The sequence below is a fragment of the Pelagibacterium limicola genome (assembly GCF_015694405.1).
In the GTDB taxonomy this organism is placed as follows: Bacteria; Pseudomonadota; Alphaproteobacteria; order Rhizobiales; family Devosiaceae; genus Pelagibacterium; species Pelagibacterium limicola.
The window spans coordinates 1-26236 of sequence record NZ_JADQDB010000012.1 but is presented as its reverse complement, the minus strand read 5'-3'; the positions used below and the strand labels follow the sequence as shown (position 1 = coordinate 26236).

Annotated in this window: 27 protein-coding genes; 15 read left to right on the top strand and 12 right to left on the bottom strand. The window is 61.1% G+C overall.

Features of this window, described 5'->3' with window-relative positions; genetic code table 11:
- Positions 1–47 precede the first annotated feature (47 nt).
- The 3 genes from I2G20_RS16845 to I2G20_RS16835 form a co-directional block, all read right to left on the bottom strand.
- Positions 48–1355, bottom strand: a complete 1308-nt coding sequence (locus I2G20_RS16845) for a CmpA/NrtA family ABC transporter substrate-binding protein (RefSeq protein ID WP_196260904.1) — start codon at positions 1353–1355, stop codon at positions 48–50.
- 359 nt (positions 1356–1714) lie between these two features.
- Complete coding sequence (locus I2G20_RS16840; RefSeq protein WP_196260903.1) at positions 1715–2947, bottom strand: CmpA/NrtA family ABC transporter substrate-binding protein; 1233 nt, start codon at positions 2945–2947, stop codon at positions 1715–1717.
- Between the two features lies 1 nt (position 2948).
- Complete coding sequence (locus I2G20_RS16835) at positions 2949–3536, bottom strand: ANTAR domain-containing response regulator (RefSeq protein ID WP_196260902.1); 588 nt, start codon at positions 3534–3536, stop codon at positions 2949–2951.
- A 111-nt stretch (positions 3537–3647) separates the two neighbouring features.
- Here I2G20_RS16835 and cutA point away from each other — a divergent pair, with 111 nt between their 5' ends.
- The gene (cutA, locus tag I2G20_RS16830; protein WP_196260901.1) at positions 3648–3974 is read left to right on the top strand and encodes a divalent-cation tolerance protein CutA; all 327 of its coding nucleotides are present in this window, start codon (positions 3648–3650) and stop codon (positions 3972–3974) included.
- Between the two features lie 137 nt (positions 3975–4111).
- Complete coding sequence (locus tag I2G20_RS16825; protein WP_196260900.1) at positions 4112–6037, top strand: potassium/proton antiporter; 1926 nt, start codon at positions 4112–4114, stop codon at positions 6035–6037.
- Positions 6038–6046: 9 nt separating this feature from the next.
- Here I2G20_RS16825 and I2G20_RS16820 read toward each other — a convergent pair whose 3' ends face one another.
- The gene (locus I2G20_RS16820; RefSeq protein ID WP_196260899.1) at positions 6047–6613 is read right to left on the bottom strand and encodes a flavin reductase family protein; all 567 of its coding nucleotides are present in this window, start codon (positions 6611–6613) and stop codon (positions 6047–6049) included.
- 88 nt (positions 6614–6701) lie between these two features.
- On the opposite strand from I2G20_RS16820, the gene I2G20_RS16815 reads away from it, so the two are divergent.
- The 4 genes from I2G20_RS16815 to I2G20_RS16800 all read left to right on the top strand — a co-directional run bounded on the left by I2G20_RS16815 (position 6702) and on the right by I2G20_RS16800 (position 10981).
- Complete coding sequence (locus I2G20_RS16815; RefSeq protein WP_196260898.1) at positions 6702–7358, top strand: helix-turn-helix transcriptional regulator; 657 nt, start codon at positions 6702–6704, stop codon at positions 7356–7358.
- Between the two features lie 118 nt (positions 7359–7476).
- Positions 7477–8415: a VOC family protein gene (locus I2G20_RS16810; RefSeq protein WP_196260897.1), complete on the top strand. Its 939-nt coding sequence runs from the start codon at positions 7477–7479 to the stop codon at positions 8413–8415.
- Positions 8412–9014: an alpha/beta hydrolase gene (locus I2G20_RS16805; protein ID WP_196260896.1), complete on the top strand. Its 603-nt coding sequence runs from the start codon at positions 8412–8414 to the stop codon at positions 9012–9014. Before I2G20_RS16810 ends, I2G20_RS16805 begins: the two co-directional genes overlap by 4 nt.
- A gap of 134 nt (positions 9015–9148) precedes the next feature.
- Complete coding sequence (locus tag I2G20_RS16800) at positions 9149–10981, top strand: sensor domain-containing diguanylate cyclase (protein ID WP_246473159.1); 1833 nt, start codon at positions 9149–9151, stop codon at positions 10979–10981.
- Positions 10982–10990: 9 nt separating this feature from the next.
- Here the strand turns inward: I2G20_RS16800 and I2G20_RS16795 are convergent, their stop codons facing one another.
- The gene (locus I2G20_RS16795) at positions 10991–11284 is read right to left on the bottom strand and encodes a GNAT family N-acetyltransferase (RefSeq protein ID WP_246473158.1); all 294 of its coding nucleotides are present in this window, start codon (positions 11282–11284) and stop codon (positions 10991–10993) included.
- A gap of 95 nt (positions 11285–11379) precedes the next feature.
- Between I2G20_RS16795 and I2G20_RS16790 the strand changes: the two genes are divergently transcribed.
- Positions 11380–11754 carry a RidA family protein gene (locus I2G20_RS16790; RefSeq protein ID WP_196260952.1) on the top strand — a complete coding sequence of 125 codons (375 nt, stop codon included), beginning with the start codon at positions 11380–11382 and terminating at the stop codon, positions 11752–11754.
- A 3-nt stretch (positions 11755–11757) separates the two neighbouring features.
- Here the strand turns inward: I2G20_RS16790 and I2G20_RS16785 are convergent, their stop codons facing one another.
- Entirely contained in the window at positions 11758–12729 is a 972-nt protein-coding gene (locus I2G20_RS16785) for a VOC family protein (RefSeq protein WP_196260895.1), read from the bottom strand.
- 84 nt (positions 12730–12813) lie between these two features.
- Positions 12814–13575: a GntR family transcriptional regulator gene (locus I2G20_RS16780; RefSeq protein WP_196260894.1), complete on the bottom strand. Its 762-nt coding sequence runs from the start codon at positions 13573–13575 to the stop codon at positions 12814–12816.
- A gap of 187 nt (positions 13576–13762) precedes the next feature.
- Between I2G20_RS16780 and I2G20_RS16775 the strand changes: the two genes are divergently transcribed.
- Complete coding sequence (locus tag I2G20_RS16775; RefSeq protein ID WP_246473157.1) at positions 13763–14308, top strand: thermonuclease family protein; 546 nt, start codon at positions 13763–13765, stop codon at positions 14306–14308.
- Between the two features lie 4 nt (positions 14309–14312).
- On the opposite strand, the gene I2G20_RS16770 is transcribed toward I2G20_RS16775, so the two are convergent.
- Positions 14313–14534 (bottom strand): SlyX family protein, encoded by a 222-nt coding sequence (locus I2G20_RS16770; protein WP_343070361.1) that lies wholly within the window; start codon positions 14532–14534, stop codon positions 14313–14315.
- A 135-nt stretch (positions 14535–14669) separates the two neighbouring features.
- Between I2G20_RS16770 and I2G20_RS16765 the strand changes: the two genes are divergently transcribed.
- The gene (locus tag I2G20_RS16765; RefSeq protein ID WP_196260893.1) at positions 14670–15629 is read left to right on the top strand and encodes a carbohydrate kinase family protein; all 960 of its coding nucleotides are present in this window, start codon (positions 14670–14672) and stop codon (positions 15627–15629) included.
- A gap of 111 nt (positions 15630–15740) precedes the next feature.
- Positions 15741–16604 (top strand): c-type cytochrome, encoded by an 864-nt coding sequence (locus tag I2G20_RS16760; protein WP_196260892.1) that lies wholly within the window; start codon positions 15741–15743, stop codon positions 16602–16604.
- Here I2G20_RS16760 and I2G20_RS16755 read toward each other — a convergent pair.
- Complete coding sequence (locus I2G20_RS16755) at positions 16601–18190, bottom strand: L-aspartate oxidase (RefSeq protein WP_196260891.1); 1590 nt, start codon at positions 18188–18190, stop codon at positions 16601–16603. The two genes, I2G20_RS16760 and I2G20_RS16755, sit on opposite strands and share 4 nt — an antisense overlap.
- Positions 18191–18248: 58 nt before the next feature.
- Between I2G20_RS16755 and I2G20_RS16750 the strand changes: the two genes are divergently transcribed.
- On the top strand, positions 18249–18641 hold the full coding sequence (locus I2G20_RS16750; protein ID WP_207747677.1) for a VOC family protein: 393 nt from the start codon (positions 18249–18251) through the stop codon (positions 18639–18641).
- Here the strand turns inward: I2G20_RS16750 and nadA are convergent.
- Positions 18638–19675: a quinolinate synthase NadA gene (nadA, locus tag I2G20_RS16745; RefSeq protein WP_246473164.1), complete on the bottom strand. Its 1038-nt coding sequence runs from the start codon at positions 19673–19675 to the stop codon at positions 18638–18640. The two genes, I2G20_RS16750 and nadA, sit on opposite strands and share 4 nt — an antisense overlap.
- 164 nt (positions 19676–19839) lie before the next feature.
- Here nadA and eda point away from each other — a divergent pair, with 164 nt between their 5' ends.
- On the top strand, positions 19840–20475 hold the full coding sequence (gene eda / locus I2G20_RS16740; RefSeq protein ID WP_196260889.1) for a bifunctional 4-hydroxy-2-oxoglutarate aldolase/2-dehydro-3-deoxy-phosphogluconate aldolase: 636 nt from the start codon (positions 19840–19842) through the stop codon (positions 20473–20475).
- On the opposite strand, the gene I2G20_RS16735 is transcribed toward eda, so the two are convergent.
- Positions 20465–21814 (bottom strand): MFS transporter, encoded by a 1350-nt coding sequence (locus tag I2G20_RS16735; RefSeq protein ID WP_196260888.1) that lies wholly within the window; start codon positions 21812–21814, stop codon positions 20465–20467. The genes eda and I2G20_RS16735 overlap by 11 nt on opposite strands.
- 125 nt (positions 21815–21939) lie before the next feature.
- Entirely contained in the window at positions 21940–22365 is a 426-nt protein-coding gene (locus I2G20_RS16730) for a hypothetical protein (protein ID WP_196260887.1), read from the bottom strand.
- Positions 22366–22503: 138 nt separating this feature from the next.
- Here I2G20_RS16730 and I2G20_RS16725 point away from each other — a divergent pair, with 138 nt between their 5' ends.
- From I2G20_RS16725 to I2G20_RS16715, 3 genes are read left to right on the top strand one after another with little or no spacing between them, the layout of a single operon-like run.
- Positions 22504–23289 (top strand): creatininase family protein, encoded by a 786-nt coding sequence (locus tag I2G20_RS16725; RefSeq protein WP_196260886.1) that lies wholly within the window; start codon positions 22504–22506, stop codon positions 23287–23289.
- Positions 23290–23301: 12 nt separating this feature from the next.
- Complete coding sequence (locus tag I2G20_RS16720) at positions 23302–24210, top strand: LysR family transcriptional regulator (RefSeq protein ID WP_196260885.1); 909 nt, start codon at positions 23302–23304, stop codon at positions 24208–24210.
- The gene (locus I2G20_RS16715; RefSeq protein WP_196260884.1) at positions 24207–25787 is read left to right on the top strand and encodes a HoxN/HupN/NixA family nickel/cobalt transporter; all 1581 of its coding nucleotides are present in this window, start codon (positions 24207–24209) and stop codon (positions 25785–25787) included. Before I2G20_RS16720 ends, I2G20_RS16715 begins: the two co-directional genes overlap by 4 nt.
- Positions 25788–26236 lie beyond the last annotated feature (449 nt).

The window sequence follows — 26236 nt, the reverse complement described above, 5'->3', positions numbered from 1 at the left end:
GTACCCTTTTTCTGAAGTTGAAAGGAAAGTCTGGGGGGAAATCCCCCTCAGACCATCGCCTTGATTTCGAGGCTATCGAGATATGCGGACGGATCGGCGGGGTCGAAGACCTTGCCGTCGAAGAAGGTCTCGGCACCGCGGCTGTCGCCCGTTGGCAGGTTGGAAAGTCCAAGCTCCCCTGCTGCTTCGAGCCAGAGATCGGAGCGGTTGGTGTTGTCGACCATCGTCTTGATATCCATGTCGCCGGGGAAGTAGCCCCAGCGGATATTCTCGGTCAGGAACCATGTGTCGAGGCTCTTCCAGGGGTAGGAAACCTCCCCGCTCTCGCCCCAGAATTTCATGTAGAGGTCGGTGCCCGTTTCCGTCCGGCCATTACCGTAGTTGATGTCGCCCTTGATGCGGCCGATGATGTCGGCGACCGGGACGTTGTACCACTGGCGCCGGCCCACGATCTCGGCCATTTCCTGCTTGTTGGCCATGTCGTCGCACCAGATCTGGGCTTCCATGACGGCCATCAGCAGGGCCTTGGTAGCGATCGGGTTATCGTCCACCCATTGTGCGCGCATGCCGAGAATCTTCTCTGGGTGCTTGAACCAGACCTCGCCCGTTGTTGCGGCGGTGAAACCGATCCCCTGGTTGACGAGCTGTTCGTTCCACGGTTCGCCCACGCAGAAGGCGTCCATATTGCCGACCTTCATGTTGGCGACCATCTGCGGGGGCGGGACGACGATAACGTTGACATCGACGTTCGGTACGATGCCGCCGGCCGCCAGCCAGTAGCGTAGCCAAAGATCGTGGGTGCCCCCGGGGAAGGTCATGGCTGCAGTTGGTTCGCCGCCGGCGGCTTTTTTGGCGGCAAAAGCATCCTTGAGGGGCGAGGAATCCAGATTTACGCCGGTTTCTGCATATTCCTGGGCTACTGAAAGCCCCTGGCAGTCCTCGTTGAGGTTCAAAAGCGTGTACATCGGCAGCGGCACGTTGTTCTGCATGACCGCACCGGAGGAATAAAGATGGGCCTTGGGCCGCAGGATATGGCCGCCGTCGATCCCCCCGGAGCCGCCGCCCAGGAACATATTGTCGCGCGTTGCGCCCCAACTCGCCTGCTTTTCGACCTCGACGTCTGGCAGGCCGTATTTGGCGAAGATGCCCTTTTCCTTGGCGATGATGAGCGGAGCGGAATCTGTGAGCGCTATATAGCCCAGCTTGCAGCCGGTCACCTCCGGTCCCGCCCCTTGCGCAAAGGCGCCGGACGGAAAGAGCGCCTTGGCCGCGAGCAGCGTTGCCGCCGTTGCCGAGGCGCTCTTTAAGAAGTTGCGACGGCTGGTCGTATGCGAGGACTTGGTCCAGGTCGTCATATTTTCTGGTTCTCCAGTGTTTGCACCACATTGATCCTGAGCGGCCCGAGCCGGTTGCACCGTCCCCTTCTCAAAAAAACAAAAGCCGCCAACCTCATCAGCGTCTTCGCGAGGACGCTTCAGCCGGTTGGCAGCCTTGCCATTTCGGGGGACGCCCGCCTTTGGACGCCGGATAGTTTAGCGCCAGAGCGCCTGGAGCAGACTTTGCATAAAGCGTGCCAATTCCCGCCGTCAGGAGAATAAGAATATATATCAACAGGATAGAGAAATTGCGGCCCACTGGCATATTATGGGCCGGGGCGCCGCCGCGGCTAAGCTGCGCGCAGTACGGCTAAATGTTGATCACTTTTAATACATGCCTAAATATGGTGCATCGATTTCTGCGCGGCGATATACGCCTCTACATTGTCGGGATCGAACTGAGTTCCGTCGAAGAACCCGTCCGGTCCGAGCGTCAGCCTGCCACCGCTGGCACCCACGGCGGTCGGCTCGGTCAACGCGCCTTCGATCTTAGCATTTGCGGCCGGGACCGCGACTCCCATCCCTTTCAGTGCTGCGCGATAGAGGTCCGGTCGGTATGCCTGCCGGGCCTTCTCAACGTTACCGGCCGAGTGCCGCGCCTGCCCCCACCGCACCATTTGCGCATAGAACCATAGCGCATGGCTCTGCCAGGGGAAGTTTGCGGCGTGGTTGAACGGCACGAAGAAGTCGGTCACGTTGAGTACATCGCCATCCCCAAGCAGCAGTTCTCCGGTCAATGCCCGCATTAGCAGCGGTTCGGCAACGCCCAGCCGGTTGGCGCTCGAGAGTTGCCGTGCAAGCGCCCCGTGGTTGGCGGGGTCTCCGCACCATCGGGCGGCACGGGTCACGGCGCGGATCAGCGCGCCCAGACGTTCGGGATACCGATTGGCCCACTCTACCCGCGTGCCGAGCACTTTTTCCGGGCTCGAACGCCATATCGAGGACTTGGTCGTTATAATCCGTCCCACCCCGCGGGCCACGCCGACGGAATTGTACGGCTCACCGACGCAATAGCCGTCGATACGGCCGGCGGCGAGGGCGTCGGGCTGATAGGACGGCGGCACGATGATGATTTCGACATCCCTGTCCGGCACGATACCGGACGCGGCCAGCCAATAGCGCAATTCGTAGTTGTGTCCGCTCTCTGGATGGACGACGCCGAATTTGAGACGCGGCGCATCGTTGCGCTTGCGTTCGGCAATCACGCCGGCAAGCGCTATTCCTGCCGCGCGCGCATCCACGCCGCCCGTTGCGCCGTGCTCGCGCATTTCCGCCCAGACAGCACTGGATACGGTCACGGCATTGCCACCGAGCCCCAATGCCATAGGCGCAATCATGGCTACGTCGAGTGGGGTCAATCCGAGATTGGCGCTTAGCGGCATTGGCGCGAGCATATGGGCGGCATCGAAATGCCCGATCGCCACGCGGTCGCGGATATTGGCCCAAGAGGTTTCGCGCACGAGATTGAGCTCGAGCCCTTCTGCGGCGGCAAAGCCCTGTTCCTCTGCGGCGATCAGCACGGCGGCATCGAGCAGGGCGACATATCCCACGGTGATTTGCGTCAGTCCCATATCAGCCCCCTAGCAAGCCCGCCGCAGTGATCAGGCTTTGCGCAATCTCGACGATCTTGCGGTTCTGGTTCATGGCCGTCTTGCGCAAAAGCGTATAGGCCTCGTCCTCGCTCATTCCTCGCGTACGCATCAGGATGCTCTTGGCCTTTTCGATGGTCTTGCGGTCTTCGAGCTCGGATTTTGCGCTGGCCAGTTCGTTGCGCAGCCGTGAAAAGGCGCGGAAGCGCGAAATTGCAGTGTCGAGGATCGGCTTGATGCGCTCTTTTTTCAACCCGTCGACCACATAGGCCGAGACGCCGGCATCGACCGCCGCTTCTATCGAGCCGGGGTCTGCCCGATCGACGAACATGGCGATGGGGCGTTGCAGGACGCGCGAGAGCGTGAAGAAATGTTCGAGCACGTCGCGGTTGGGGTTTTCCAGATCGATGATCACCACATCCGGCGCGATCTGCCCGATCTGTGCGGCCACCTCGTTTATACCGACGATGACATGCACATTCTCATGGCCGGCCTCGCGCAATCCGTCTTCGATAATCGAAGCGCGGATGCGGTTTTCGTCTACCACCAGTATCGAGAGTTGACCTGACATGGCGACGTTATGACCGGGTTTGCGCGTTCGGGCAATCCGTCGCACACAGCCGCGTTACCGAGGGTTTCCCGGTGAAGGGTTGATGATAGTTTTGAGCGGAAGGGATATCTGATGGATGACAACGTAACCCTCGTAATGGTGGCAGTACCTCCCGAGAAAGCCGGACCGATGGCGCGCGCCTTGGTGGAAAAGAGGCTTGCCGCCTGTGTGCAGGCGCTTCCGATCGCGAGCACCTATCGGTGGGAGGGCGCCATCGAACGCGCCGACGAGGTCCTCCTGCTGATCAAGTCGCGCGTCGATCTTTTCACCACACTGGAGGCCGAAGTCCTGTCGCTTCACCCCTATGAGGTGCCCGAGATTATTGCGGTGACGGCGGATCGGGTGCATGATGCCTATCTTGGCTGGTTGATGGCGGAAACGCATCAGCAGCCCAAGTGACGGACCCAATGCAAATATTGTCGCCGCAGCAACGGGTTCGGCCCATTCGTGCCGCATTTCTTTAACTCTATTGCACCATTCTCTGGCTGGCGGTTTTCTCGCCTGCCGCCGTTTTTCATTCATTTGGGTTCAGGGCGATGATCGACTGGATTTACCCGCTGATCTTTGTGGGAGCGGGCCTTATCGTTGTTTCGGTGTTCACGACCCAAGTGGCTTTCCGCTTCGGGGCGCCGCTGCTTTTGGTCTTTCTGGGCATCGGCCTCGTTTCCGGGTCTGATGGGTTGGGGATCGAGTTCAACGACGCGGGCACGGCCTATCTCGTCGGTTCTCTGGCGTTGGCGGTTATTCTCTTTGATTCGGGGTTCGGTACGCCCTCCAAATCCTTCCGCCAGGCTGCAGGGCCATCGATCGTTCTAGCAACCGTCGGCGTTCTGCTCACCACTGCCATCCTCGCGGTCGCAGTGAGAATTGTCCTGGGGTTCGATTGGCCCGAGGCATTGCTGATTGGGGCCATCGTTTCTTCGACTGACGCGGCGGCGGTATTTTTTCTGTTGCGCGTGGGCGGAATCACCATCCGAGAGAAGGTGCGTTCAACGCTCGAAGTGGAATCGGGCTCGAACGACCCGATGGCGATCTTCCTTACCATCATGTTCGTGGAACTGGTCGCCAGTGGCGCAGGGCTCGGCGGCATGACCACGGACCTGCTTATCGGCTTCGGCTTCCAGATGGGGCTCGGGCTTGTTGCCGGGCTCGCTGGCGGCATCGTCATCGTTCAGATCATCAACAGGATCGAGCTTGAAGGTGCGCTCTATCCCATTCTTGTACTGGGTCTGGCGATCTGCCTTTTCGCATTGACGGGTGCTCTTGGCGGGTCCGGGCCGCTCGCGGCCTATGTCGCAGGGCTTTATGCGGGCAACCGCCGGGTCAAAGGCAAGACCAGCTTGACGCGGTTCCAGGATGGCATGAGCTGGCTTGCGCAGATTGTGATGTTTCTCATTCTCGGGCTTCTTGCCAATCCATCCGAGTTCGGCGCTGTCGCATTGCCGGCGATAGCCCTGGCGTTGTTCCTGATGTTCATTGCCCGGCCGGTGGCCGTCTGGCTGTGCCTGCTGCCCTTCCGCTACGAGCGAGACGAGATCGCCTTCGTCTCCTGGGTGGGCCTGCGTGGCGCGGTATCGATCCTGCTCGCCATTCTGCCGCTCATTGCAATGCTCCCCAATGGTGGGACGATGTTCAATGTCGCGTTCATCATTGTCCTGACCTCGCTGCTTGTGCAGGGCTGGACGATCCGGCCGATGGCCCAGTGGCTCAACCTCATCACGCCGCAGCGTATTGGGCCGGTCGAGCGCGTGGGGCTGGAGTTGCCGGGCAATGCCCATCACGAGTTGATCGTTTACCGGGCTGTGGCCGGAAGTCCCGTGACCGAGGGCGAGAGGCTGCCGCGCTGGGCGCGTCCTTCGCTCATCGTGCGCGACGGACATTCGATGCGCTATCAATATGCCGGGCGCATAAAGCCGGGCGACTACATCTATATGTTCATTGCGCCCCGCTATGCGCGGCTGCTTGACCGGCTGTTTGCCAGCCCGGTGCGGGTGGAGAAGGACGACAAGGAGTTTTTTGGAGAGTTTCGTATCAACCCGACGCGCCCGCTATCTGCGCTCAAGGACGCCTACGACGCGACCATCCCACCCAACATGCCATCGGACCGCACGATTGCCGATTATATGCGCGAGCGACTCGGCGGGACCGCGGAGGAGGGGGATCGCGTTTCGATCGGGCCGATCGAATTGATCGTTCACGCGGTCAACGTCGATGGCGACATCACGGATGTGGGGCTAGCCTTCGACCAGGAGGCGCAGCCTTCGCGCGTACCGATCTTCCTCAACGGCCGCGAACTGATCCAGTTGATAAAGGGCAAAATAGTGCGATGGCGCAAACGGAGGCGGCCGGATCGCCCCAAAGAGACAACACCGCTTAAAGCCGAGGCGGAACACTCTCGGGAAGAATCCGTTTCGCCGGTCAAGCCCGAGGCTGCAAACGATGACCGGGCAAAAAGAGCCTGAAATCTACGCTCAGTCGCTCAGCGTGCGATAACCGCGCCGATACCAGAGCAGGGGGCGCCGGTCGCTGATTTCCGATGCGACGAGCACGCCGACGAAAAGGCAATGGGTGTCCATTTCGATGCAAGCGGCAACGCGGCAGTCGATATTGGTCGCGGCGCCCGCAAGCCGAGGCTGGGCGGATGCCCACTTCTCCCAGATCCCTACGGAGAACCTTTCAGCCACCGGACTCCTGCCTGCAAAGGCATCCCCGATCGCCTCCTGGCCCTCAGCAAGAAGGTTGAGCGAAAAGCGCCCGGTTTCGGCAATCAGTTTCTCAAGGTCGCTTCCCCTGGTGATCGAGACGAGAAGTGATGGCGGCTGGGCCGAGAGCGAGGTCACCGCGGTGACCGTACGACCCAGTCGCCTATCGCCTGCGGCAGCCGTGGCAATGCAAACGGTAGCGGCCAGTGTCGACATGGTGTCGGCAAAGTGGGGAAAGTCGAGTGCGCCGGGAACATCGGCGGCGGCGGGCGAGACTTCGGCATGAGCTGCCGGGCGGTCGTCCGCGGCAGACTTGCGGACCTCGTCTGGGGGCATGGATCTGCTTTCCGGGCACAAGGCTTGATCTCGCGGCCCGGCCCTTGTATTTTCCAAGTCAGTGCTTTCTAAATGTCGCCTTGGAGCCATGTCAAGCAGCGCCACGATAAATACCGGATGGACCCCGCGCAGCGCCGCGGAACGCATCTTGTTCCGGCTCAAGATGCAGGGTCCCCAAACTGCGTCCGCACTCGGCAGGGCGCTCGGCACCTCGGGTGAGGCGGCACGCCAGCAATTGGTGCGATTGTCCGAGGAAGGACTGGTCGAGAGCTGGTCGCAGGCAAGCGGTGTCGGGCGACCGTCCCAGTTCTGGCGGCTGACGACGGAAGGCCAGACGCGGTTCCCCGATACCCATGCTGCACTCACCGTCGATCTTCTCGCCATGGTCAGGGACGAACTCGGTGATTCCACGCTCGAGAAACTGATCGATGCGCGGGAAGCCAAAACGCGCACCGCCTACCGGGCCGCGCTTGAGCCGTGCGGTGATCTTGGCGCGCGCGTGGCGCGGCTTGCACAATTGCGCAGCGCGGAAGGTTATATGGCCGATTGGGCGGCGGACAATGAAGGCTACATGCTTTTCGAGAATCACTGCCCGATCTGCGCGGCAGCCACGGCGTGCCAGAAGTTCTGCCGGGCGGAGATCTCCGTTTTCCGCGACGTCCTCGGTCCTGGGGCTCAGGTCGAGCGCATAGAACATATCGTTGCAGGCGCCCGGCGCTGCGCCTATCGCATTCGTGCGGCGTGATCGTTCGATAATATCGAATAATCTGGGAAATTCTGTGCCGGTTATCGGCAATTGCGCCCGGTCTATATTGTCCCTTGAAAGGGCCTTCAAAAAGGGCCGATGTTCAAGGAGCAATCCGATGACCGGACTGATCAGGGGTCTGCACCACGTCACAGCCATGTCGCGTGATGCAGACGCCAACAACCGCTTCTTCACCCGCACGCTCGGACTGCGCAGGGTCAAGACGACGGTCAATTTCGACGAGCCTTCGGTCTATCACCTCTATTATGGCGACGAGGCGGGCACGCCCGGGTCGGTGATGACCTATTTTCCGTTTCCCCACATCATCCGGGGCCGTCCGGGAACCGGCGAGGTCGGGGAAACGGTCTTTTCGGTACCTGAGGGGAGTCTGCAGTTCTGGCGCGACCGGCTGGCCGCTGAAGGTGTCGAAGGTCTAGCAGCCGCGGACCGTTTCGGTGAAAAGCGTCTACGGTTCAAGGCGGTCGATGGAGACTTCTTCGCAATCGCCGAGATAGCCAACGATCCGCGCGCCGCATGGACCGGGGGCGCTATTGCCGGCGACGAAGCCATTCGCGGTTTCCAGGGCGCAACATTGCGCTTGCGCGATAGCGGCCCGACCGAGGCACTCCTCAAGTTCATGGGTTATGAAACCGTCGATACCGAAAAGGGGATCAAGCGGTTTGCGCTGACCGGCGGCAACGGCGCCGATATCATCGATATCGAAACCCTGCCCAACATGCCGCGAGGAGAACTGGGCGCCGGTTCTGTGCATCACATCGCCTTTGCCGTCGAAACACGGGCCGATCAGCTCGAAATGCGCAAGGCGCTGATCGATGCCGGACACAATGTGACCCCGGTCATCGATCGTGACTACTTTCTCGCGATCTATTTTCGTACGCCGGGAGGTGTGCTCTTTGAAATCGCGACCAACGAGCCTGGCTTTGAACGGGACGAGGATCGCGCACATTTGGGCGAGGCGCTCAAGCTACCCGCCCAGCACGAGCATTTGCGAGCCTGGCTCGAAACCCATCTACCGGAAATCAGGGACGTGCCATGAGCAAGGACAGCTATATCCATCGGGTTCTCGATCAGCACGACCCCGGCGCACCAACCTTGTTCACGTTTCATGGAACGGGGGGCGATGAGAACCAGTTCTTCGAGTTCGCCCGGCAACTTCGACCGGATGCACGGATCGTCGCCCCGCGCGGCGACGTTTCGGAAGGCGGTGCCTTACGATACTTCCGCCGCAGGGGAGAAGGGGTCTACGATATGGACGACCTCGCAAGGCGGACCGAGGCGATGGCAGCCTTCGTTGCCGCCACCAAAGGTGACGGAAAGATATTCGGACTGGGCTATTCCAACGGCGCGAACATACTCGCCTCCGTCATACTCGAGGCCCCCGAACTCTTTGATGCGGCAGTCCTGATGCATCCGCTCATTCCGTGGACGCCCGGGCCGGTGCAAGGCTTTCGGGGCCGCAACATTCTCATCACTGCCGGGGAGCGCGACCCTATTTGTCCCGCACCGCAAACGCGGGCGCTGGCTGACTATCTCGAGGCGCAGGGCGCCAATGTCGAAACCCTGTGGCATCCGGGCGGTCATGAGGTCAGACCCGAAGAATTGCGAGGGATTGCCGCATTTCTCGCCGGACAGTGAGGCAGTACGGACGAAATGTTTTAGCGTTAATGCACTCTAAACGTCTGGCCCGTTAGGTTTGGCTTTGCCTGCGGGCCGGCCTTCCTTCCTGAAAGGCCGCACCGGAGACAGAGCCCTGTAGGAGCTTTCGGGCGATGGCATCTCGCGTGCTTCGTCGCATGATCGGATCCAGCCTGCATACGCGCGTCCTGCTCGTAATTGCGGCGGCGCTAGCTATGCTGGCCGGTCCGGCATGGCTGGCATTTAATCACGTGGTCGACAATCTCGTCCTCGATTTCGGCAGCAAGATCGCCGAACGGCAAGTTCAATATGATCGGTATCGCGGCCTTGAAACGCTCAAGAGCGAGATTGCACTGGCCGAAACCATGTCCCGCGCGCCCGCGATCATCGCCTGGACACGCGACGAAAACGATCCCGACGTCGCCGCGCGCGGGCTGGCCGAAATGGAGCATTATCGCCGTTCCTTCCACGACCAGAGCGCATTCGTCATCATCGATGCCTCGGGCAAGTATTACTACAACGATGCACAGGACAGCTACGGCACCGATCCCTATCGCTATATGGTGCGGTCCGACAATCCGCGCGACGGATGGTATTTCGCGACCAAGGCCCGCCGCCAGGGGTGCTTTGCCAATGTCGATCACGACGACGTGCTGCGCGTCACCAAGGTCTGGATCAACTGCATTGTATCGCAGCAAGGTCAGGTCCTCGGGATGGCCGGAACAGGACTTGATCTCTCAGCCTTTATCCGCGAGGTCGTCGATGTCGCAGAGCCCGGCGTTACGGCCATGTTCGTGGATCACTCCGGCGCGGTGCAGGCGCACCGCGACGCCTCGCTGGTCGACTTTCATTCGCTGACCAAGGAAGCGGGTGAAAAGATCACCATCTTTTCGATGCTCGGCAAGGAAACCGACGTTGCCCTGCTGCGCTCGCTGATGAATGCGGCGTTTGCCAACCCCCACGGTGTCTACACAGGTTATCTGAACGTGGACGGGCACAGGGTGCTGGCCGGAGTCGGGTTCATGGACCGCATCGGCTGGTATAACGTCACCCTGATGGATATCGACGCGATCGTCGACCGTTCGCTGTTCCTGCCCGTGGCGATGTTGCTGGGGGCATTGGTGGTCGCAGCCGCATTCGTCCTCTCCTGGATCTTCCGCGTCATGGTGCTCGACCGGCTCGCGCAGATCGAAAGAGGGCTCGGAGCCATCCGCGACGGACGCACGGCGCGAATCGCACCCGACACTCGCGACGACGAGATCGGGCGGCTGTCGCGCACATTGATAGACATGGCCAAGTCCATAGGCCATGCACGAATCGACCTCGAAACGCAGGTGCGCGAGCAGACCGAGGAACTGCAATCGCTTGCCAACCTCGATGCCATGACCGGGATTTACAATCGCCGCGGTTTTGTCACCGCGTTCAAGACGCATCGGGAGCGCGCCGAGGAGCACGGGTGGACGAACGGGATCATGTTCATCGACATCGACCGGTTCAAGGATATCAACGACAGATACGGTCACCGTGTCGGGGATGTGGTGGCTATCGAGATCGCCCGCCGATTGGGCGCGGCGCTCCGGCGGGGCGATGTGTGCGCACGATGGGGTGGCGACGAGTTCGTTGTCCTGATCCGAGAATGCGATTCGGAGGGGCTCAGGAAGGTCGGTATGGCCTTGCTTGAGATGATGCGACGCTTTCCGGTTACCGTCGGCGATGGCACGGAAGTTCCCGTTACGGTCAGCATCGGCGCGGCGATCGTGGAGCCCACAGATACACTCGACGTTGCCACTGAAATGGCGGATGCCGCTCTTTATGCTGCCAAGGAAAATGGACGCGACCGTTTGGTCTTTTTCGGCGATAGCTCCCCCGAACCCGAACTGGTTGAAGAACCGGCAGGGGCGACGGACCATTCGGAAGCAGAACGCGAGAGCGCGGAATCAGCTGCCTGGCGGGGGACGAACGGATAAACGATCCCCTCAGGCCTGCAGATCGTTCCAATCGGGATGACGCCGGAATTGCAGCGCGACATAGGGGCATTGCGGCTCGATAAGAAAACCGCCGCTGCGCGCGTCCTCGATAACGCGCTTCACGAGCTTTAAGGCAATCCCCTGGCCCTCGAAGGCCTTGGGCACACCGGTGTGATTGATCACCATCACCTCTCCGCGCCAGACATAGGTCAGTTCAGCCTCGTAGCCTTCGCCAAGCGCCATCGCATAACGGCCGTGAAGCTCGTTGCCTGAGTGTTCAATCTGGGAGTCGGTGGTCATCATCGGGTCCTGCTCGTCAATTGCCGTTCGGCATGTCATTGTGGATATAGGTCGAATACAACCCGGAGCCTATCGCAATGCCACTTCCTGTCCATCACATGATCGAGCGCGGACCGCGTCCCGTCGCGCCGTTTTCGCATGCCGTGGAAGCAGATGGATGGATATTTGTGACAGGACAGATGCCCACCGATCCCGATGCACCCGACGCGCCTCTGCCCGAAGGCATCGAGGCGCAAACGCGCCGTGTGCTCGACAACCTGACCATCGTGCTGGGTGGTATCGGACTTTCGTTCGAGAACATTGCCATGGCCCGCATCTATCTGACGCACTTCGATCGGGACTACGCGGCGATGAACGCCACCTATCTCACCTACTTTGAGAAAGGCAAGCTGCCGGCGCGCACGACGATCGGGGTCACAGGGCTGGCCGTCGGCGCGCTGGTCGAGATCGACCTTATCGCCCGGCGTCCCTGAGGGTTACCCCACGAGAATTTTCAGGGCGTTCCCAGCCGGATCCTGCGTCGCGATGCCTTGATCGATCCGCTCCACCGCGGTGCCGGCAGTTTCTAGCCGGGAGACAACTTCGTTCAGCGTTATGTCGTCCGGCAGGATGATTTCGTACCAACGCAATCCTGCGGCCCGGTCGGCGGGCCGGGGGGCGTTGCGGCCTGCCCAAATGTTGAAGGCCAGGATATGGGGGGCATAGTCGAGAGCGACGTCGCCCATGCCATAGCGGCGCGAAAGAAGCTGGCCGGCAAAGCCCAACTGGTCGCGATAAAAGTGCATGGCTGCATCGAGATCGTCGACATGCACGTGGACATGGCCGATCCGGGTTCCTTCGGGCATGACACCGAGCGGGTCTGCATCGTCGTCCAATTCGGCAAGAAGGCCCGAAATGTCGATGGGCTCACGGCCGGAATGGGGTTTGCCGTCGGTCGTTATGGCCATCAACTCGTCATTCTCGACGAACCGACCGCGCCAAGGCGTCTCGAAGGTAATTTCGATACCGTTCCCATCGAGGTCCCACAGATACAGGGCTTCGGATACCAGATGGTCGGTAGGAGAGACGCGAACGCCGGCATAGGCGGCGCGGTTTAGCGCACGTGCAAGGTCGCGCCGTGTCGGTACGTGGATTGCGACGTGATAGAGCCCGAGCGTATTCGCCGTGACCGGTGCGTCCGCTCCCGGATAGAGGACGACGAGGGGGGTCGTCCCCACGCCGAGCACAAGCTTGCCATTGTCCGAGGCAAGCAGCGCCAGTCCAACGACGTCGCGCCAAATCGCCAGCGCGCGGGCAACGTCGGTCACCCTGATATGGATTGGCCCCAGTCGCGTGGACGTGGGGAGGCGCAGAGGCGTCGCGATCGTCCCGGCTTTTGCATCGAGCATGGTCTTGTCCTTCCTGTCCGGAAAACCGTTCCGGCCTTGATGGACAAGATAGTCGCTCACGACGTTTCCATTAAGAGGACAGACAGCAACGGTCCGTTCTCTCAGGCTGCAACAATGGAAGGTGCGGGACCCCGATCCCGACGCTCAGGACGGCGGTCGGTCCTGCAATTTCGGAGCGATCGCATCAAAGACGATGATGCCACCATTGAACAGGTGGGGGCTTTCACTCGCGAGCTGGCGTACCTCGGTGACGACGTCGTCCAGATGCTTGCGCATCAGTCGCGCTGCCATATCCCCGTCGCCATGTTCGATGGCCTCGGTAATGGCCATATGCTGGTAGAGCCCCTCGGTTATTCGGCGCTTGGAGTTGGTAAGCTGGCGTGCGCGATCGAGGTTGTTGCGCGCGGTGTCCACCATCGCCTTCATGCGGGGATAGCCCGTGCTTTTGAGCAGGATTTCGTGGAACTCGAGATCGAGGGGATGGAAGGCTACGGTGTCGTCGGCTTCCACCACCTGCTGCTGTCGCTCCAGATTGGCGCGTAGCGCCTCTACCATGCCCTCCGGCCGCGATCTGGCGAGCGCCCTGACGGTCTCGCATTCGAGGCCCCTGCGCACGAAAATATACTCTTCGACCGCGCTGAGCGAGACGGGTGACACCACCGTTCCCCGCTGCGGCAGGATGTCGATCAGTCCTTCGGATTTGAGGCGCGCCATGGCTTCGGCGACGGGAGACCTCGACACGCCGAGCCGCGCGCAGATCTCGCTCTTGTCGAGCATGGTACCTGGCGTGAGCTTGAGCGTCACGATTGCGTGGCGGAACTGGTCGGCAACGTGGCTGGCCAACGATCCGCGCGGCATATGAATGGGACGCTCTAGAAAATCGTAGGGATCGGTATTGGCGTTCATGAGCCCCCAACTCAGAATTCCAGCGGTCTGCTCGACCTCACCAATGCATATACCACATATCGAATTGCCGGACCACTTTTCTGTCCAGCAATCTGTGGGCTGCATTCGCGTCAATCTTCTATTCGCTACTTACGATTTGTTAGGCCAGCCCTCCTACCGTCCGGCGTCGATTTGCCGGGAGGACGGCTTGAGCAGAACACGTTTTGGACGAGCGCAGCGGAATGGCGCCTCTGCCGGTGCGTTGCGTCCCCGGCGGCCGGTTTTCGAATTTGCGATGGCATTTCTGGCCGTCGGCCTCCTTGCCTATGTCGCGATCGATCGTGGTTATGTCAGTCTGCCGCTATCTGGACTGGAGGCTGGACGGTCGGTTGGGGGCGCTGATGTCGTCGGCATTCGTTTTGCGGTATGTGCCGGCCCGGGGGGCACCTGCGTTATCGATGGGGATACGATCCGGGTGGATGGGATGAGCATCCGCATCGCCGATATCGATGCGCCTGAAGTCAGGAACTATGGCTGTCCCGAGGAGTTGGCACTGGGCCGGGCGGCAACCGCAAGGATGGTCACGCTTCTCAACGAGGGACCTTTCGTTCTCGCGTCCTATGAGCGCGACGAAGATGTCTATGGCCGCAAACTACGGATCCTCGAACGCGACGGGCATTCTCTCGGCATGACTCTGGTCGCCGAGGGTCTAGCGAGGGTCTGGGACGGCGGACGGCGGAGCTGGTGCGGATAAGCTCTCAATAATGGGGTGGAGGCGGCTCTTTCGTACCGCTGCGCGCCAGGTTCTCGACGGCCGCGAGCTCGTCGTCGATCATTGTCAGGCGACGCTTGAGCCGGTCGATCTCGCGCCACTGCTCTGTGACCAGGGTATTGAGTTCCTCTATGGTGCGCTCCTGGTGGATGGCGCGGATTTCGAGGGCTTCGATGCGGCTTGAAAGATCGCCTGCTTCCGGCATCATGAAATTCCTTTTTGGGCAGGTTCGGTACACCGTTTAGCGCAGGAAAACCTCCTTTGTCGCATAAACATTTGCCACAAGGCTTGGCGAATGCTCGCGCCTGCGTTAGATCGCGCTATCCAACAAGGGGGCTGGCGAATGTTCGTTGTGGCAGGGGAAAGTCTGGTCGATCTGGTGGCTGCGCCCCAGGAGGCGGGACAGCCTCTGATCATGAGCGCGCATCCTGGCGGTTCGCCCTATAACTGCGCCATTGCGCTGGCGCAGCTTGGGAACGAAAGTGGCTTTCTCTGCCCGATCTCGACCGACACGTTCGGAGACCTGCTGGCGGAGCCGCTCGAGGCTGCTGGCGTTACCCAGTTGATCGCAGAACGTTCGACCGCGAACACGACATTGGCGGTCGTCACGCGTAACGCAAGGGGGCTGCCCTCCTATGCCTTTTACCGGCAGGGAACAGCCGAGCGCGACATCTCGGTGGAAGGGTTGAAAGCAGCGCTTCCCGGCAGGTTCGATCTCCTCCAGATCGGGGGGTTCCTGCCCATCGAGGCCGAGGATTTCGCAGTCTGGAGCGAGGTCGTCGCCGGGGTTGCCGCGGCGGGCGTCGTCATCTCGATCGATCCCAATGTGCGCCCGAGCCTCATTCCCGATTTCGAAGGCTACAAGGCCCGACTTTCGGCTTTTCTCGACCTCGCCCATATCGTCAAGGTGTCCGACGAGGATCTCGGTTATCTCGATCCCGAGCTGAGTGTCGAGCAGCATGTCGCGGGGCTCCTCGCCCGACCCAATGTCGAATTGGTAGTCGTCACGTTCGGTGAAAACGGTTCGCAGGGCTTTACCCGCATGGCGCGCGCGCGGGTGCCTGTCTACGCTCCGCCGGTGTTTGGAGATACGGTCGGGGCCGGCGACAGTCTCATGGCAGGAATATTGACCGCCCTGGCCGACCGGGGCGCACTCGGAAAAGGTGCAATCGGCGCGCTGGATGCGGAGGCGCTCGAAGCGGTGCTGAAGTTCGGTGCCGCAACCGCGGGCCTCAACTGCGCCCATATCGGCTGCCACCCGCCCACGCGAGGCGAAGTCGAAGCCGTTCTCGGGCAGTTCTGACTTTCCTGCGTAGACTCGGGATCGGCTTCATATCTTGAAACGGCCTTGTGTTATGTTGCCAAATCGATAGCGACCGCGTTTGATTGTGCAGGGCGGGAGAGGGGCAGCAACATGGGACGGCGTATTTTCATAGGTCTGGCGGCTTTGGCGGCAGCCGGGGTGGGGATCGCAGCATGGTTGCTTTCGCCGCAACCGGGGCCAGGCCGCGATCTGGCCCTCACACCGGATGCCGAGCATGGCCAATACCTTTTACGGTTAGGCGGATGCGTTGCCTGTCATACCGATACGCAGAACAACGGCGCCTTCCTCGCCGGCGGCGCGCCGATTGAATCACCGTTCGGGACCTTCTTTGCCCCCAATATCACTCCGCACCCGCAGGCAGGGATCGGCGCCTGGACGCTTGAGGAATTTTCCCGCGCGCTCAGCGACGGTGTCGGGCGGCAGGGCGAGCATCTTTATCCTGCTTTCCCCTATGATTTCTATACGCGGATGAGCGACCAGGACATCGTGGACCTTTACGCGGGGCTGATGGCGGTTCCGGCGGTGCAGTCGTCCAACCCGCCACATCGGCTCGGCTTTCCGTTTTCGGTTCGCTTGGGCGTTGCGGCCTGGAAGACCATGTTCTTTGAACCAGTGCGATTCGCGCCCGATACCACGCGGTCCGATCTCTGGAACCGGGGAGCCTATATTGTAACGGGCCCGGCGCATTGCGGTGCCTGCCATACGCCGCGCAACGCGATCGGGGCTACCGACGGAGCGCCGCTATCGGGAGGAATTGCGCCGGCGATTACCGCCGAGGCGCTCGAGGAACTCGGCTATGACCGGGCATGGCTCGAGGACGTCCTCACGGGCGGGGTAACCCCGGAGTTCGACATCCCCGGCAAGGAAATGGCGGAGGTCATTTCTGAGGGCACGATGCACTGGACCGCAGAGGACATCACGGCAGTTGCAGCCTATCTGCTGGACGAAGACTAGGCTTCCGCCCTAATTGCCAGCGCCTCGTCGAGCGTCATTTCGGTATGGGTCTGCCAGGTCTCGTCGGTTGCCGGGAAATCGGTACGGAAATGGCCGCCGCGGCTTTCAGTGCGTTTCAGCGCGCCAGCCGCAACGAGCGTCGCCGATGTCGTCATATTGAGATAGGCGCGGGTTACGCCTTGTGCGGTCCGTTCCAGATCGAGGATGGTGCGGAGCGCCGTCCGCAACCCTTTTCTGTCCCGCTCGACCCCAACATAGGCGCTCATCACCGAGCGCAGGTCGCGCACCGCTTTCAGATCGCGCAGCACCTTTTCAGCCTCGGCGCCTTTCTGGGGGTCCCAGCCGATCCCATCGAATGGCGGCAATGCGGCCTTGACCGGCTCCAGGCCGGAAATATCCTCTGCGATGCGCGCGCCATAGACGATCGCTTCGAGCAGCGAGTTCGACGCCAGCCGGTTGGCGCCGTGCAGGCCCGTACAAGAAGCCTCTCCGCAAACCCACAGACCGGGCAATGAGGAGCGGCCGTCGTGGTCCACCTTCACGCCGCCCATGTGGTAATGGGCTGCCGGGGTAACGGGAATAGGCTCGGTCACAGGGTCGATGCCGGCTTCCTGGCAATATTGCACGACCGTTGGGTAGGCCTCGAGAATGCGCGCGCCAAGCGCTTCGCGTGTATCGAGAAAGACCTTCCTGCCCGCCTTGATCTCGCGGAAATTGGCGCGGGCGACGATGTCGCGGGGGGCGAGCTCGGCGTCCGGATGGATGTTCGTCATGAAGCGCTCGCCAAGATCGTTGACGAGGATCGCGCCTTCTCCGCGCAGGGCTTCAGTGGCGAGAGGAGCGGGATCCTTGCCGGTCAGAATCGCGGTCGGGTGGAACTGGACGAATTCGGGATCGGCGATGATCGCCCCGGCGCGCGCCGCCATGCCCATCGCGTGCCCGCGCACCGAGGGCGGGTTGGTGGTCACCGCATAAAGCCCGCCCAAGCCACCGGCGGCGAGGACGGTCGCGCGGGCGCGGATGAAAACGGGCTCCACATAACGGTCGCCGAGCTTGCGGCAGAAAACGCCGACCACGCGCCCGTCGGCGCGGGCGAGATCGACGGCCGTGATCCCCTCGACGACCCGGATCGAGGGAGTCGCACGCACCCTGGCGATGATTGCCTGCATGATGGCGTGCCCGGCCCGATCGCCCGAAACGCGCACCACGCGGCTGGCCGAGTGCGCCGCCTCGCGGGACAGGACGAACTCGCCCAGGGAATCGCGATCGAAAGGGGTGCCCCAGCGGGCCAGATCGTCGATGCGCGCGGCGGCTTCCGCGGTCACCGACTCGGCGATGCCGTGATCGACAATCCCTGCGCCCGCCATTTCGGTGTCGCGGGCATGTGCCGTTGCCGAATCGCCCTTGCCGACGGCTGCCGCCACGCCACCCTGTGCCCAGGACGAGGACGCGCCATTGCCCAGCGGCATGGGCGAGAGCACTGTGACGGGCCTTGGGCTCAATTTGAGCGCGCAAAAGAGCCCCGCCAGCCCGGCGCCGACGATCACAACGCCTTCGGCGTTGAGCGTATTGTCGAAGATTTCCATCGTGTTCCCCACTCGTGCGGCGTTATTACGTGACTACGGATGAATTGTGGAGGGTCAAATGGCGAAGGCAACGAGCATCATGCCAATGCTGTCGGTCAACGATTTCGCAAAATCCATGCGATTTTACCGGGACCGGCTGGGCGGCGTGCAAAATTACCAGTTCCCGCCAGAAGGCGAGCCGGAATTTGTCGTCCTTGGCTTCGGTACCGGCGAGATCGGGTTCGGGCTTGTCAATGAGGCGCCGATGCACGGACAGGCGCAGCGGCCGGCGCGAGGCCACCGAATTGAGTTGTGCATCTATGTCGATAACGTCGACACGGCAATGGCTGAACTGGAGCAGGACGGTGCACCGGTCTTGGCTAGCCCGAAAGACCAGCCCTGGGGCGAACGTGTGGCGTTTGTGGGCGATCCCGACGGCAATATCGTCATGCTGGTTACGCCAACGAGTTAACGCCCGGCCGCCGACATTGCAATCATCCGCTCGACCGAGGCCCGCGCGGGTTCGACCAGTTCCTCGGGGATCGTCACTTCCTCGGTGCCAGTGTGCAGGCTCCAGAGGATATTTTCGAGGTTGATGCGCTTCATATGGGGGCAGATGTTGCAGCCCCTCAAGAATGAGACGCCCTCGGTTTCGGCGGCCACGTTGTCGCTCATCGAGCATTCGGTGACCATTACGACCCTGGCGGGCCTTTCCGACTTCACCCAGGCAATCATGCCCGACGTCGAGCCGGCGAAATCGACGGCATCGATCACTTCAGGCGGGCATTCGGGATGAGCGATGATCCTGGCGCCCGGATAGGCGGCCCGCAACTCGGCGATATCTGCGGCTGTGAAGGTCTCGTGTACTTCGCAGGCTCCCGCCCAGGTGATGATCTTCTTTTTGGTCCTTTTTGCCGTGTTCTGTGCCAGATACTGGTCCGGGATCATGATCACGGTATCGCCCTCGACACCTTCCACGATCTGGAGGGCGTTCGAGGACGTGCAGCACACATCAGTCTCCGCCTTCACGGCGGCTGAAGAGTTCACATAGGTCACCACCGGCACGCCAGGATATTGCGCGCGCATGGCACGTACGTCGTCGGCGGTGATCGAGGAGGCCAGGGAGCACCCCGCGCGGCTGTCGGGGATGAGAACCGTCTTGGTGGGATTCAGGAGTTTGGAGGTCTCGGCCATGAAATGCACGCCGCACTGGACGATCGTATCGGCCTCGACTTTCGTGGCTTCGATGGCCAGTTGCAGACTGTCACCTACGACATCGGCCACCCCGTAATAGATCTGCGGGGTCTGGTAATTGTGGGCGAGGATGACCGCGTTCTTTTCCTTCTTGAGCCGGTTGATCTGGAAAATGAGCGGGGCATAGAACGGCCACTCGATCTCGGGGATGCGGTCGCGCACCTTCTCGAAGACCGGGCGCGTCGCCTTCTCGACAGCCTTGGAGAATTTGAGCTCGAAGGCATTGGCGAGTACCGCGCGAGCCTCCTCCATCGGCGTTATGGCGTTGATCTGCTGGATCATCTTCGGTCCCCGACGAGCAAACGATCAGCCGCACGCGCGACCGGCACCGTACTTAGGCAGTTTCGGTTCCCAATTCAATAAAGCGCGTGCTAGAGGGAGCCATATCGCATTCGACTGACTTGGGAGACCGGCAGATGGCGCAGGACGCACAAAGGCTCAAAACCATTCTTTCCTCTGCCCCGGTGGTGCCGGTCATTGTCCATGACGATGTTTCAACCGCCCGGGCGCTCGCCGAGGCCCTGGTTGCAGGCGGGCTGGCCAATCTTGAAGTGACACTGAGAACGCCCAATGCGCTCAAGGTCATGGCCGAAATGGCAAAGGTTCCGGGCGCGGTGGTCGGGTCGGGGACGTGCCGCAAGCTCGACGATTTGAAGGCCTCCGAGGACGCCGGCTGCCAGTTCATGGTGTCGCCCGGCGCGCCGGTCAAGCTGCTCGAAGCGGCCGAGCAGGTTTCCATCCCGCTGCTGCCGGGTATCGCCTCGCCCACCGAGGCGATGACTGCTTCGCTCATGGGTTACGCATATCTCAAGTTCTTCCCCGCTGAAGCGATGGGCGGTGCGCCGGTGCTCAAATCCTTTGCCTCCCCGTTACCGGATCTTACCTTCTGCCCGACCGGCGGTATCGATATCGAGAAGGCCAAGACCTATCTCGCCCTGCCGAACGTTATTTGCGTCGGCGGGTCCTGGGTCGTGCCCGACGCGGCGATCAAGGCGGGGGATTTTGACAAGATTCAGAAGCTTGCCGCAGGCGCTGCCACGCTCAAGGGGTAGTGCCCGGAGCCACCTCGGCAGCCTCTTCGCTTTCCGCGTTCTCATTGAGATATACAGCTGAAAGCCTGCGATAGGCGTTCGAGGCGAAGGCCAGGAGCGTCACGATCACGCCCACGATACCCGCGACCGTAAAGACGAGTGCGATGCCCCGGTCCGGGCCGGTGCCGAACCAGCCCCCGATGGTCCGTGCACCCGCGCCGTCAGTCATGAAGGGGATGACGACAAACTGGGTATACGGGCCGATCAGGAAGGCCGTCAGCGGAGAAGCAGCCTGCTCGATCGACTGGGCGAAACCAAAGACACGCCCCTGCCTTTCGACCGGGACCACCTTCTGAAGCGTGGTCTGTTCTGCCGCCTCGGCGGCAGGCGAGAGCAGCATCCAGACGAAACAGCCGGCAACCAGCAGCCAGAACGAAGGTTGGATCGTGAACACGCAGCACACGGCCCATGCAATGAGGTTGACCGTCAACAGCGTCTTGAGCGGATTTTTGCCCAGTCCGAACCGCGAAATGACGATGCCCGAGATGATGAAGCCGGTGGACAGAACTGCAAAGGTCAGCCCCCATATTTCGACAGACACCAGCGATAGCCCATAGGCATCGAGCAGCGCCATGAAGATGCCGCCGAGGAAGTTGTTGAAGGTGGCAAAGAATATGAGCGCAAACAGCCCCGGCACGGCGGCGATGACGCGAATGGTGCCCGCTATGTCGATACTCTGCTTTTGAGCCGGTTCACCCTCGACAGGGACCGGGCGGCCCTCGTCGATCCGAACGAGGCTCAAATGGCCAAAGGCAATCGATGTCGCGACCAGCGCCACGATCAGCGTCAGGTACATGCCACCCCAGGCGACCAGGAAACCCGAGATCGCCGAAGTAATGAGAAACCCGATCCCGCCAACCATGCCTACGAGGCCGTTGGCCTTGTCGCGCTCGCCTTCGGGGATGAGAATGGTCACAAGCGTTGGGAGCGCGATCATGCGTATATTGCCCGCGATCACGCCAAGCATAACCAGCAATACAAAGACCCAAAGATAGGGCCCATAGGGGTTCTGGAAGGCGCCTTCCGGTTCAACCAGAACCATCACGAACCCAGCAGCGTAGAACAGCAGGGATACAGCGCTCGAACCCAGCATCGAGCGGATGCGGCCGTTGTGGTCGATGATCGCGCCGAACCAAAATCCGAAGGCGGCGGTGAAGACCAGATAGACGCCGGCCACCATGCCGGTCGCGAAGACCGATTGGGTCTCGATGAAGATCCAGAAGGTTATGGCGAACCAGGCCGTAAAGTTGGTCACATTGGCAACGAGATTGTTGCCGAGAATGAGATGAAAGGGCTTCATTTATTATGTCCAAAAACGGCCGCGAATAATATGCGAGGCGTTATCAATGCGCAATCGGAACGAGGACGATCGTGGAACGGGCATTCCGACAAGTCGTACTGAAATTTTGCCCGGCCGCTTTCGAGCTAGAAATCAAGGAGCGCAATAATGCGCTTGAGGCCTTTGCGCAGATGACGATGGCGCTTCTCTCCGAGGTCTTGGGCAAGCGTCGCTTCGAGATGCCGCCAATGTTCTTCGATGGCCTGGCGGACGAGGTGCCCCTGCTGGGAAAGCCGCGCACCCGCTTCCATCTCCGGGCCCACGGCAAGGCGTAGCAGCAGAGCCTTGTCTTCGAGCCGGCGCAGGATGGCATCGAGCGCTTCGGCATCGAGACCGGTAAATTCGGCGAGTGCATCCACCGTTTCCCCGCCCGCCTCGGCCAGTCCCAGCAGAACCGCATCGTCGCCTGCCTCGAGCCCGCGTGCCGTAAGGGGGGCGAGCAGGGCCTGCCGGGCCAGATGACCGGCTTCGATCAGGCGATAGAGCGTGGATGCGGACGGGTTTTTCGACATGGAACGAGAGATAGAGGATCGCGATGGAAAGGTCGAATCACCGATAGTGGCAAAGTTAACCGGGAGACGCGTGGTTGTTCGTTTCGAGCGCACAAGCTAAACCTCACCGTCCAAGCGGTATTGACGGAGATGCCCGTATTGCCCCTCAGGTCCCTTGAGACGCTCGATAGGCTCGATGATGCGACGCTGTCCAAACGCACGGTCGTGATTCTGCCGGTCGCCGCCACTGAAGCGCATGGGCCGCATCTTCCATTGTCGACCGACAGCGATATTGCGCAAGGTCATATAGAAGCGCTCGAGGCCTATCTCGACGATACCATCGATGCGGTGGCGTTGCCCATAGAACGGATCGGCGCCTCCCAGGAGCATTCCCGGTTTGCGGGAACCGAAAGCCTGCCAGCGGCAGCGCTGATCGAGCGATGGTTCGGGATTGCAAAGAGAGTCGCTGCGGCGGGCTGTCGGCGGCTGGTCATCGTTTCCAGCCACGGCGGCAACACGGCTGCCGTCGATACCGTTATTCTCAGGGCACGTGCCGAACTGGGGCTTCTTGCGGTGGGCACGGCTTGGATGCGCTTCGGATTTCCCGAAGATCTTTATCCTCCGCGCGAGAAGAAATTCGGCATTCATGGCGGCGCCATCGAAACATCGCTGATGTTGCACTATCGTTCTGATGCCGTGGTCAACGGTGAAGTGGATGACTTTGTTTCGCGGCTGGAAGGGATCGAGAGTCGCATGCATTACCTTTCCGGCTATGGGCCGCACCGATTCGGTTGGCTCTCGGGCGATCTTAATGCCGCAGGTGTCGTCGGAGATGCGCGGCTTGGCAGCGCTGAAAAAGGCGCAATTCATGCCGATCATATTCTCAAAGGGTTTGCAGCTCTGGTTGGAGAGGTCACAAATTTCGATCTCGACTGGCTGACATAGGGGAACACGCTAATGCAGGATCTGGCGCGGATCAGGGCTTTCGTACAGGTGTTCGATGCAGGTGGGTTTTCCTCGGCAGCGCGCGTTCACGGGCGCTCGAAGGCTTTGCTGAGCAAATATGTCACCGACCTCGAGGATTATCTGGGGGTCAGGCTTATGAACCGCACGACCCGCAAGCTGAGCCTCACGGAAGCGGGTGAAGCCTATTACCGCGAGGTGAGCCAGATTCTATCTCAGCTCGATGATCTGGATGCGACTATTTCCGAGCAGACGGCGGCGCCGCGCGGCATGTTGCGGGTTTCCGCTCCGCGAAATTTTGGGGAGGCAAGTTTGCTCGATCCCCTGTTCGATTTCGTGAAACTTCATCCCGACGTGACTCTCGATCTGCGCCTCGAGGATCGCATGGTGGATCTTGTCGAGGAGGGGTTCGACGTGGCGCTGCGTATTTCCAAGATGGCCGATTCCTCGCTGATTGCCCGCAAGATCGCCGAGACTTCCGTCCTCGCCTGCGCCGCGCCTTCGGTGATCAAGGCATATGGCATGCCGCAGACTCCCGAAGCCTTGCGGGGATTGCCGTGCGTCATCGATACCAATTTCTCGGGTCAGGCGAACTGGCAGTTTTCAGATGGCAACCGGACCATATCGGTGCACGTTGATGGCCCTGTTCGCGTCAATTCCCCACAAGGAGCGCTGGTCGCGGCGCAAAAGGGCCTCGGTTTCGCCCTGGTGCCCAGCTTTCTTGCCGACGACATTGTTGAAAAGGGAGAGCTTGTGTCCGTTCTTGCCGACTATCTGCCCTATAGGCCATTCCTGCAGGCCGTCTATCCGCACCGGCGGCACCTTTCGGGCAAGGTGCGCGCCCTCATCGATTTTCTTGTCGATTGGTTCGAAAAGAACCCGGTCGGATCGCTCACCAAATGATCCGTATTTTCCTTGTTATCTTGCTCAGCCTGTTTGCGCTGCCCGCGGTTGCGCATCCGCATGTGTGGATCGACGCACGGGGCGAAGTGATCTTCGAGGATGGCGCCCTCACGGCGATGCGCCATAGCTGGATGTTCGATCCCTATTTCTCGGCCTGGGCCATTCAAGGCCTTGATGCGGATGGCGATGGGGTGTTGACGCCCGAGGAGTTGCAGCCCCTCGCCGAGGAGAACATCGTTGGGCTCGATTTCTACAATTACTATACATTTGCCGGATCGTGGGATGACCCCTTGGCCATTGCGCGTGCGGACAATCCCAGCATGGCGTTCGATGGCGACCGACTTACCCTGAATTTCACCGTACGCTTCGCCCAACCCCGGCCGATTGGCCGGACCATCGATATCGAAGTAGGCGATCCCGAATACTATGCGGCCTTCACCTTTCCCGGGGCGGATGCCGTCACGTTGCGTGCCGCACCGGCCGACTGTTACGCCGAGGCGCACGGGCCCGAGCCTGTCGATCCGGCGATCGAGGAGGAACTCTGGCTTCTGGGTCCCGAGGTCACCGAATTGCCCGAAGAGTTGCGTGAGGCGGCGCGGAGCCTTGCCAATCTGGTCGTCATTACCTGCCCGCTACAACAAGCCGAAACCGCGCTCGATGCCATAGGAGAAGCAACCACGCCCGCACGCCCGCGTACGCCTTTTGCTGCACCGCCAGCCGAACCGGTGATCGCCCCGGGGCAGGGCGGCTTGCTGGGCTGGATTGGCGAGCAGCAGCGCAGCTTCTACCAGGCGATGACGGGCGCGCTGTCGGCGCTGCATGAGGATGGCAATGCCTTCTGGATTCTGGGCGGCCTGAGCTTTCTCTACGGCGTTTTCCATGCCGCCGGACCGGGGCACGGCAAGGTTGTCATCTCTTCTTACGTGCTCGCGAACGAGCGGCAACTGCGGCGGGGCGTTCTCCTGAGCTTCCTCGCCTCCATGATGCAGGCTGCCGTTGCCATCGGCTTCGTGCTCATTGCGGCGCTGGCGCTGCGGCTCACTGCAATCGCGATGAGCGACGCCGCGCACTGGATGGCCGTTGGGTCGTATGGGCTTATCGCGCTGCTCGGCGCCTGGTTGGCCGCCCGGCATCTGCTGGGGCTGGGGCACCGACATCATCACGGACGGGACGATCACCACCACGAACACCACCACCACCACGATCACACCCACGGGCACGGCGAAGGCTGTGAACACCATGTCGTCAAACCGTCCCAGACCGGAGGCGACTGGCGCGCGGCACTTGGGGTGATCGTTTCGGTCGGGATGCGGCCGTGCTCGGGTGCACTGGTCGTTTTGGCCTTTTCGCTCAGCCAGGGGCTCCTTGCTGCGGGAATCGTTGCGACGCTTATGATGTCGGTGGGCACGGCGCTGACGGTCGCCTCGCTTGCGTCGCTTGCCGTCGGAGCCAAAGGCCTGGCCTTGCGGCTCGCCGGAGGAGGAAGCGCCGGGGCTTCCGCTCTTTGGTGGCTTGAGTTGGCCGGGGCCCTGCTGATTATGGGTTTTGGGCTTATGTTGTTGTTTGCCAGCCTGTGAATCAAAAAACGACCTGTTGACTCGGCAATAGAGCGTCCCTATATACCCTTCACGCTGATCGGCAGGGCCTGCAAAGGCCGGCAAAATCGGCCAAGGATCTGGAAAAAAAGAAGTTTCGATTTTTTCAGAACCGGGTGTTGACAGGTCGAAACCTCGGCCCTATATACCCCCAGCGCTGACGACGCGGTGCCTTGAAACAGGCGCGGCCGAGGCGAGCTTCAGGAAAAGTTCGGCAAGGAACTGCCGGTTGTCAAACCGGGAATAGAACAGTTTGCGCCGCTTTTTAGTAGTAGCAAAGTTTCTGACGCCGTCAGGCGTCCGTTATTTGACATTGTTGGTTATGTTGGAAAGGGAAACGTGGACTGCGGGAAGTGTTTTGGCCTTTGGCGCGAGCTGGAGGTTATTGCGGATACGACTGACAGGTGCACGTTTTCTATTGAGGTACACTC